9 protein-coding genes are annotated in these 8,083 nt (G+C 50.3%); 5 read left to right on the top strand and 4 right to left on the bottom strand.

Annotated features, from left to right (window positions below; genetic code table 11):
• The 3 genes from TX85_RS28025 to TX85_RS00305 all read left to right on the top strand — a co-directional run.
• Nucleotides 1-304, top strand: a 304-nt coding sequence (locus tag TX85_RS28025; protein WP_316244859.1) for a sulfurtransferase, incomplete at its 5' end; no start/stop codon positions are given.
• A gap of 74 nt (nucleotides 305-378) precedes the next feature.
• Nucleotides 379-537 carry a hypothetical protein gene (locus TX85_RS28020; RefSeq protein WP_316244858.1) on the top strand — a complete coding sequence of 53 codons (159 nt, stop codon included), beginning with the start codon at nucleotides 379-381 and terminating at the stop codon, nucleotides 535-537.
• Between the two features lie 187 nt (nucleotides 538-724).
• Nucleotides 725-1,117 (top strand): nuclear transport factor 2 family protein, encoded by a 393-nt coding sequence (locus TX85_RS00305; RefSeq protein WP_049894733.1) that lies wholly within the window; start codon nucleotides 725-727, stop codon nucleotides 1,115-1,117.
• Nucleotides 1,118-1,962: 845 nt separating this feature from the next.
• Here the strand turns inward: TX85_RS00305 and TX85_RS00300 are convergent.
• The 3 genes from TX85_RS00300 to TX85_RS00290 form a co-directional block, all read right to left on the bottom strand.
• Nucleotides 1,963-2,982 (bottom strand): FecCD family ABC transporter permease, encoded by a 1,020-nt coding sequence (locus tag TX85_RS00300; RefSeq protein WP_081671717.1) that lies wholly within the window; start codon nucleotides 2,980-2,982, stop codon nucleotides 1,963-1,965.
• A 2-nt stretch (nucleotides 2,983-2,984) separates the two neighbouring features.
• Nucleotides 2,985-4,004: a FecCD family ABC transporter permease gene (locus TX85_RS00295; protein WP_081671598.1), complete on the bottom strand. Its 1,020-nt coding sequence runs from the start codon at nucleotides 4,002-4,004 to the stop codon at nucleotides 2,985-2,987.
• Between the two features lie 78 nt (nucleotides 4,005-4,082).
• A complete protein-coding gene (locus TX85_RS00290) occupies nucleotides 4,083-5,087 on the bottom strand; it encodes an iron-hydroxamate ABC transporter substrate-binding protein (RefSeq protein ID WP_044477167.1) in 1,005 nt (334 codons plus the stop codon).
• A gap of 215 nt (nucleotides 5,088-5,302) precedes the next feature.
• Here TX85_RS00290 and TX85_RS00285 point away from each other — a divergent pair, with 215 nt between their 5' ends.
• Together TX85_RS00285 and TX85_RS00280 are read left to right on the top strand one after the other, a co-directional pair.
• Nucleotides 5,303-5,962 (top strand): HD domain-containing protein, encoded by a 660-nt coding sequence (locus TX85_RS00285; RefSeq protein ID WP_044477166.1) that lies wholly within the window; start codon nucleotides 5,303-5,305, stop codon nucleotides 5,960-5,962.
• A 174-nt stretch (nucleotides 5,963-6,136) separates the two neighbouring features.
• Nucleotides 6,137-6,931 carry a hypothetical protein gene (locus TX85_RS00280; protein ID WP_044477165.1) on the top strand — a complete coding sequence of 265 codons (795 nt, stop codon included), beginning with the start codon at nucleotides 6,137-6,139 and terminating at the stop codon, nucleotides 6,929-6,931.
• 41 nt (nucleotides 6,932-6,972) lie between these two features.
• Here TX85_RS00280 and TX85_RS00275 read toward each other — a convergent pair whose 3' ends face one another.
• Nucleotides 6,973-8,076: a Gfo/Idh/MocA family protein gene (locus TX85_RS00275; protein WP_071784141.1), complete on the bottom strand. Its 1,104-nt coding sequence runs from the start codon at nucleotides 8,074-8,076 to the stop codon at nucleotides 6,973-6,975.
• Nucleotides 8,077-8,083 lie beyond the last annotated feature (7 nt).

The raw sequence follows: 8,083 nt of genomic DNA, 5'->3' as shown, positions 1-8,083 counted from the left end.
CGTCCGGGTCGTAGTCTACGACGACTCGGACGGCAGGAGCGCAGCACGCCTATGGGCGCTGCTGCGCTGGCTAGGCCATGACCTGGTCACGGTCATGGACGGGGGGTTCGCCGCCTGGACCGCAGGCGGCTTCCCTGTGAACGACACCCGGCACATGGTCGTGCCGGCGTCGTTCACGCCAAGCGTCCGCAGCGATCTGCTTGCGGACGCAGAGATTGGCCGGGCGCTAGGCCTGCCCGGCATGCTCCTCGTGGATTCCAGCGACGCTTCGTTCGCGTCTCGCGGGAATCCACGGACCGATTGACGCTCAAGCCCATCATATTCCCGGCGCAGTCAATCGGTACTTGAAGGACCTGCTGGCCGGATACCGGACGTGAAGTGATCGTCTACTACGGCTCCAGCGTCAGCGCCTGCCCAAACCTCCTCGCGCTGCACCTGCTCAGCTACCCGCAGGCGAAGCGCTATGCAGGCAGCTGGAGCGATTGGATTTCTTATCCCGACAATCCGGTTGCGACGGGGGAAGAGGGCAAGGCGTAAGCCGCGTTGTACGCGGGTTAAGGGCTATGACAGGTTGCCGGGAGACAGGCTGTTGCAGCCCTTTTTGGCGTTCTCGTTCAACAGCTTGCAAACAAGAGGGCAAAAATCATACTTCTGTTATAAACCTGATGGTGATGGAATGATATACTAATATTGGAAGTACAAAAAAGTTAAAGAAGGTGCTCGCATGAAGTTGGAGACAGTGAAGCGATTTTTTGAGTTGATTGAAACTTTTAGTATCTCCGAGTCTGACTTCAAGTCTTTACTTCATCCAGAAATCGAACAAACCGAATTCCCGAATTTTATTACTCCCGGTGTGGTTGTAAGCAACTTTGAAGTACTCATGCAGCGAATACCTAATGGAAAAAAACTTTTGAAAGAACAGAAGTACGATATTCAGCGGGTTTACGAAGCAGGAGAGACCCTGATCACAGAAGTGATTTGGACGGCCGAGGTCGGAGCGGATGCTGGTGTGTTTAAGACTGGGCAGCGGCTCAAAGCGTTTTTCTGCTGCCTCTTCGACTTCAAGGATGGCAAAATCTATAGACAAAGGAATTATGATTGCTTCGAGCGTTTTTAGCGGTTTGTCCCGCTCTCGCTGAGGAATGAATCTGCAATTTGATTGCAAACAACACCAAAAAAAAAATATTCAGCCACAACTCCTGTAAGGTGCAAAACGGAGCGCTTAGCTTTTAAGAGGATTGACTATTTATTATTATGTTTCTCTCGTTGTCACTTCACTGCCGCCTGCTGCTACCTTCTGTCACTGTGGTGGCAGTTCCGCTTGCTCCGCCGCGCCTTCGCTACGGTTCCTGTTCGCTACCACCGCAGTGACAACAAGTGGCATTCAACCGGGACTAAGGTACGCCCAAGTGACTGCCACAAGTTTTGGTGGTGTTCTGTTAAAGGTGCCAACGGAGCTATCCCATTCTAGCTAGGAGTCGTTATCTTCATCCGTATATCCTTCTCTAATAAAAAGTGCTCAGTTATTTTAATTGACATTGAACAAAACCTTCCCTAAATGAACTAGCAACTCAACTACCGCAATCATACAATATTAGTTAGAATACGGTAATAGAGAATTAGGACGACTCGCCTACAGTCGTCCTCTTATATAATGAGTACTTATTATTTTGTGCACCAATGACTAGAACCCTGTTCCAGGCCCCTGATCGTGTGCTTTACTACTAATAAGTTGAACTAGAAAAATGCACAGAAAGGGCATAAGTGTGAAGTGTGCTGTAGTGAAAGCTTTCTGCAGGAAAGCTGCTTCGGGAGCATAAGCTCGTAAGTGTTCGCCTTTGTGAGTGGATTTCTACCTTATAATATCTTCGTTCAATTAGAGAAATCCGCGAACAACAGCGATCGTAAGCACACTTCACACGTTGCCTTCAGTGTACAATCTTTAGTTCAACTTATATAGCTTCAGATTCCGCTTTGGCGTTCTTCTTTTAACAGCAGATATAAGAAGTACGGAGCCCCGATGAAGGCTACCATAATTCCGGCCGCAATCCCGCTCGGCTGCACCAGATTGCGGCCGATCGTATCGGCGAGCAGCAACAGCCAGCCTCCGATCAGAATGGATACCGGCACAAATTGCTGATGTCTGGGGCCAACCAGGGCCCGGGCGATATGCGGCGCCATCAGGCCGATAAAGGCAATGCCGCCTGTAACCGAAACCGCCGAAGCAGCCAAAGCAACGGCAGCCAGCATGAGCAGAATCCGGTCTTTATTAACCACAACCCCGGTGCCGATTGCCGTCGACTCGCTCATAGCGAGCAAATTCAGCTCCCTGGATTTGAGCAGCACATAAGGCACGAGGATAATCAGCCAAGGCAGCAGGGCCAGCACAAACGGCCAGTCCGTACCCCATACATTGCCGGCGAGCCACTTGGCGATAAAATCAACCTTTTCCCGGTCCACAGAAGAAATAAGGACGATCATCAGCCCCGATAGAGCCATCGAGAAGCCGACACCAACCAGTACCAGCCGAATCGGCTGAACGCCTTCTCCACGGGTGTAGGAAAATACATAGATCAATACCGCTGTAATCAAAGCACCGGCAAAGGCTATCAGCGGAATGACATAAGCGAAGGTCTCTACGTTAATCGGTGCAAACAGGAAATACACGGTCACTCCGACCCCGGCACCGGAATTAATACCGATAATCCCCGGATCAGCCAGCTCGTTGCGGGTAATGCCTTGAAGCACAGCTCCTGACAAAGCAAGTGCCATCCCTGACAGCATCGTGATCAGAATGCGAGGCAGTCGGACCGAGAACAGAACAAAGTTGTCCTCAAAGGATCCGTGTCCCAATATGGTCGGGAGCAGGCGGTTAATGGAAACCGGCGAGGCCCCGACGCTGAGACCAACCAGAATGGTCACCAGCATTAGAAGAACCAGCAAAGCAAGAACGACCTGCTGTTTGCGAAGCGAGCGGATCATTTTCATGATAAAGAGCGCCCCCCTTTACGAACAATGAACAGAAAGAAAGGCAATCCGAGTACGGCCACAATGGCGGCGACCGACACCTCATAAGGAGCGTTGATCATCCGCCCGAGCAAATCGGCGAACAGCATGAAGGTGCCTCCTGTAATGACGGAAAGCGGCAGGATGGTGCGATAATCTGTTCCGGCAAATTTGCGCACGAGATGCGGGATCATCAGCCCGATAAACGCCAGATTACCGACAAGCGCCACCGCCGCGCCGGCGAGCAGTGTGATCACCACATACAGAATCATTTTGATCTGCGTTGTTTTCAGACCAAGACCGACCGCTGTCCCTTCATTCATGCTGAGAATCGTCAGCTGCCGGGATAAGACAACAGCTGCAATAAGCCCGGCTCCGACCACCGGTGCAATCGTCTCGATCTGCCCCCATGTCGTACCGATCAACCCGCCCGAGGTCCACATCGTGACACTTTTGGAAATTTTGAACTTGAGGGCAACGCCATCCGCAAATGCCGAGAGCAGAGCTGATACGGCCGAACCGGCCAGCACCATGCGCAGCGGCGACAACTTCTGCCGCCGAAGGGCGGAAATGCCGAACACCAGCATAGCTCCAAGGGCCGCGCCAATAAAGCAAGCGATCATTGTGCCGAAATACCCGACAGCCGGTAAAAAGGCGAAGGTAACGGCCAAGGCCGCGTTTGCACCGGAGGTTAAGCCCAGCAATCCGGGGTCAGCCAGCGGGTTGCGCGTCAGGCCTTGCATAATAGCCCCGGCTGCGGCCAACGCCGAGCCCACCAGAATAGCGGCAACCTCCCGGGGCAGACGCAGCTCGCGGATGATGGAAATATCATCCCCTGTGGCATTCGGATTCGCGATCGCACTCCAGACATCCGCCAGTGAGACATTTTTCGCACCGAGCATAATCGACAGCGCGAACATCGCCGCTAGCAATGCCAGACTGATCAGCAGCTTAAGCGTAAAGGATAGATTTGTTTTTTGTCGTGACTTGTTTATCATTTCAACCATCCGTTCCTAATTCAATCTGCAAAAAAGGAACGCATAGGCGTTCCTTCTTCATCCATGTCCCAAAATGGATTAGTTGGATCCAAGCAGCGATTGTGTGATGAAATCGAGCTGGTAGTCCAGCGACAGAGCATCATTGAAATAGAATCCGGTAGCCTCGACCTCAAAGACTCGATTATTTTTGACGGCCGGGATATTTTTATAGGTACTGGTTTCCTGGAAGGAAGCATCCGCGTTCGAATCTTTACTGTAAATGACGTAATCGCCCATATATTCCGGCAGGACCTCCAAAGACAGATCATAATAACCCGCTTCAGCTGTCATTTCCTTAACTTTATCCGGCATTTTCAGACCCATGGCTTGATATACGATCTCTGTGCCGCGTCCCCAAGCATCCCCGAAGGTGTACAGTGCCTTTGAATCTCCCTCGATGATGGAAATCGTGCTGTCAGCACCAATCTTGGCTTTAATCTCTTCTCCCGCCTTCCGGGCGCGTTCCTTGAAATCAGCAACCCAGGCAGCCGCCTCCGCTTCCTTGTTCACTGCCTTACCGATCTCCAGAACCTGAGTCAGATAATCCACTTTATTGTAAGTATAGGTAACCAGCGGGGCGATCTGCTTTAATTTATCGGCATTCTGAATGTCTGTGCTGGCAATAATCAGGTCAGGCTTGACGTTCAAAATACTCTCGATGTTTTCCACAGATACCTCCGGAACATCTTGAAGCTGATCTTTAAAGTTAGGGTTTGCCTTAGCCCAGGAATCCGTCCCGGCAATAGGCACGCCCAGCTTCAGCAAGCTACCCGCATGGCCTGAAAGCATGACTACGCGCTGAGGGTTCGCGGGCACCTCAATCGGGCCGTTTTCGGATTGGTAAGTGATGGTATCCGTGCTGCTTTCGTTGGCAGAGCTATTTGTACTTGAGCTTGCATTGGCCGACCCGCCGTTATCTGCGCTCACGTTGGCCTCGGAAGCGGAATTGTTGGCTCCTGCTGCGGAATTATTGTTCGCAGTGTTGCCGCAGGCGCTCAATGCCATAACAACAACGACGAGCAAAGGTAATAACCATCTTTTCATTACTATGTCCCCTTTAATCTTCGTTTTTGTGATAGTGATAATCATTATCATTTTTGCTATTAAAACTTTACGTCCACTTCTCTGATTTGTCAATCCCTCAATTTGTAGTGGAATATATGGAATTGTAATACAGGTATACATGTTAGAATAAGCTTGTGATACTCGATTGGCCGCTTCGATTTATCTATACCAGACAAGGATGTGTGATTTTACTAATGAAGCTAACCGACGAACAAAACCTTCTAATTCTTGAAGCAGAACGCTTTTGCAAAGCCGAATTAGAGCACGACACCAGCGGTCATGATTGGTGGCATATCCATCGCGTTGTGCAGATGGCCCGGCGTTTGGCCCAGGAGGAAGGAGCCGATCCCTTTATATGTACTGTAGCGGCCCTTTTGCATGATGTGGCCGATGAGAAGCTAAACGACTCCAAGGAAAGCGGACTTCTTAAAGTACGCAGCTGGCTGGAGGGCCAACAGCTTCAGGCGGAAGATACGGAGCATATTATCGAGATTATTTCTACGATGTCCTATAATGCCGGAACGAACCCGCCTGTACGCACGTTAGAAGGCCGTGTGGTTCAGGATGCGGACCGCCTTGATGCGATCGGCGCTATTGCGATTGCAAGAGCATTTCAATATGCAGGCTGGAAGGGGCATCCGATTTATGATCCGGGCTTGCCGCCGCGGGAATCGATGTCTGCCGAGGAATACAGAAATGGGAAAACAACCGCGATCAATCATTTTTATGAAAAGCTGCTTAAGCTTAAGGATCTTATGATTACAGCTTCGGCAAAGGCTATCGCCCAAGAGCGGCATCGCTATATGGAGCAATATGTCGAACGGTTCTATCTTGAATGGGACGGTCAGGTTTGATCATTTCTCCCTAATAAATAAGAACCTACGTTCGTTTTATGGTTGACAATTTCATTTTGTTTTTGTATATTGTTTATAAAATAAGCGAAAAGCGAGAGAAGCACCTCGCAGGATGGCCTACTGGCCTATCTTGCAGGTGCTTTTTTGCTTTTTCTCTAAAGGAGCTGACATTCTATGTCCTATTCCCTCTTTAAAAATTGCCTTACTCGAGCCGTTATTTGCTCTGTGCTTCTGAGCTTGGTTCTTTCCTTTGCGGGTGCCTTTCCTTCCTATGCGGCCGTCTCCTCCTCATGGGACGAAGCAATTACAAGCATTGATAAGCTGTACGATTCATCTCAATCTCTGGAGTCCTCTAACAAAGCAGCAAAGCAACAAATTCAGCTCCTCCGGAAAGAAAACAATGAGAGACTCAAATCCATAAACACCCAAGTCAAGTTGATCGACAAGATTTATCTGGATCGCCTGAAGGCCGAAGCCGATTCGATTCGTCAGAAGCACGCTCCTCTTCTAGCGGAGTATACTACCCTTGGAAAGAAGGCAAGCGAAGCAAGGAAGAACAAAGACAACAAGACAGTTCTTCTCTACGACCTCAAGCGAAACCGTATCAAGGCTGAAGCAGCCTCCGCCCGGCAAAGCATCAAGCAAAAGCAAGAGGCATATTCATCCGCCAAGAAGCATACAGCCGCCAAAGCTAAGCTTGTAAAGGATGCGATCATCCGTGTTCCTGCCATTAAGAAGCAAATCACCGCAGAAAATCAACAAATTACAGCATTGAACAAGAGCAAGACAGAAGCGAATAAGCGGTACAAAGCAGCCGTCAAGCAAGGTGATGCACCTGCCGCCAAGGCTGAGCTTGCGGTTATTGTGGATACTCTGAAGCAAATACAGACCTCTCAACAAAAAATCATGAAATATGAGCAGTCCATTGCAGCGATGTTAAATTCTGCCGAAGCGAGGCTTCCGAATTGAGCCCCAAGCTCTGGCGCTGCCGTACATGGGGCTTGCTCAGGTTAATCCACAATACCTTGAATGAGTCCCGGAGCCAGTGGACGCGGACGTTCACAGCTTGTAACGAGCTCCGCATAGCGCTTGCTCTCCGAGCTGGTATGGAAGGCATGCATGATCTCAAGGACATGGTTCGCCAGTTCTCCGTTTGCCCGATGTGTATTTCCGCTGGTCATGCAAGCAGCCATATCCGCTACGCCAATTCCCCGGCTGTTCATGGCATGGCTATGCAAAACCGGAATTTCGGCGAAGCCTTCTCCGCCTGCCGGCTTGAACAAAATAGGTCCGCCAAATGTATTCGGATCAGGAACGATCAATGTTCCTCTTGAGCCGTAAATTTCAATTCTTGGCAATGTGCTGTCCCATACATCGAAGCTTGTAATCATCGTTGCTACCGGTCCTGAGATAAATTCAAGCGTGCCTGCCACATGCGTAGGTACTTCGACATCAATGGTCTGCCCGAATTTCGGTGCGCTGGTAATTGTCCGCTGCGGGAAGGACTTCTTAGCCATGCCGCAGACGGTCTTTACCGGGCCTAGCAAGGACACTAATGCAGTCAAATAGTAAGGGCCCATATCGAACATCGGGCCGCCGCCTTCCTGATAATAAAACTCAGGATCCGGATGCCATCCCTCATGTCCATGGTTAAGCATAAAGGCTGTTGCGGCTACCGGGTCTCCGATGAAGCCGTCGTCAATCAGCTTTCGGCAGGTCTGAAGCCCGGCCCCCAGAAAGGTATCGGGAGCACACCCGAGCATCAGCCCTTTTTCCCTAGCCAGCCTGGTCAACTCTTCCCCATGCTCCAGCGACAGAGACAACGGCTTCTCTACGTATACATGCTTGTCATGGAGCAATGCCGACTTGCAAATCTCATAATGGCCGATCGGTGTTGTCAGGTTCACCACAATCTCTATCTCAGGCGATGCAAGCAACTCCTCTGTTGTCCATACATGAGGAATTTCGTATTTTTCAGCGGCCGCCTCCGCCCGTTCACGCACGGTGTCTGCACAAGCAAAGACCTCGGTATTCGCAAACATAGTTGAAAGATTCTGCATATAAATCCCGCTGATATTACCGCAGCCTACGATCCCTACTTTAACCTTCTTCAAGAGCTGT

Source organism: Paenibacillus antibioticophila (assembly GCF_000455265.1).
GTDB classification, from domain to species: Bacteria; Bacillota; Bacilli; order Paenibacillales; family Paenibacillaceae; genus Fontibacillus; species Fontibacillus antibioticophila.
This window is presented reverse-complemented; position numbering and strand designations above follow the sequence as displayed.

What these genes read in the sequence shown, in the direction of transcription:
- TX85_RS00295 (WP_081671598.1), bottom strand. Translation starts at nt 4,004, where the DNA reads ATGATAAACAAGTCACGACAAAAAACAAATCTATCCTTTACGCTTAAG.
- TX85_RS00290 (WP_044477167.1), bottom strand. Translation starts at nt 5,087, where the DNA reads ATGAAAAGATGGTTATTACCTTTGCTCGTCGTTGTTGTTATGGCATTG.
- TX85_RS00305 (WP_049894733.1), top strand. Translation starts at nt 725, where the DNA reads ATGAAGTTGGAGACAGTGAAGCGATTTTTTGAGTTGATTGAAACTTTT.
- TX85_RS00285 (WP_044477166.1), top strand. Translation starts at nt 5,303, where the DNA reads ATGAAGCTAACCGACGAACAAAACCTTCTAATTCTTGAAGCAGAACGC.
- TX85_RS00280 (WP_044477165.1), top strand. Translation starts at nt 6,137, where the DNA reads ATGTCCTATTCCCTCTTTAAAAATTGCCTTACTCGAGCCGTTATTTGC.
- TX85_RS00300 (WP_081671717.1), bottom strand. Translation starts at nt 2,982, where the DNA reads ATGATCCGCTCGCTTCGCAAACAGCAGGTCGTTCTTGCTTTGCTGGTT.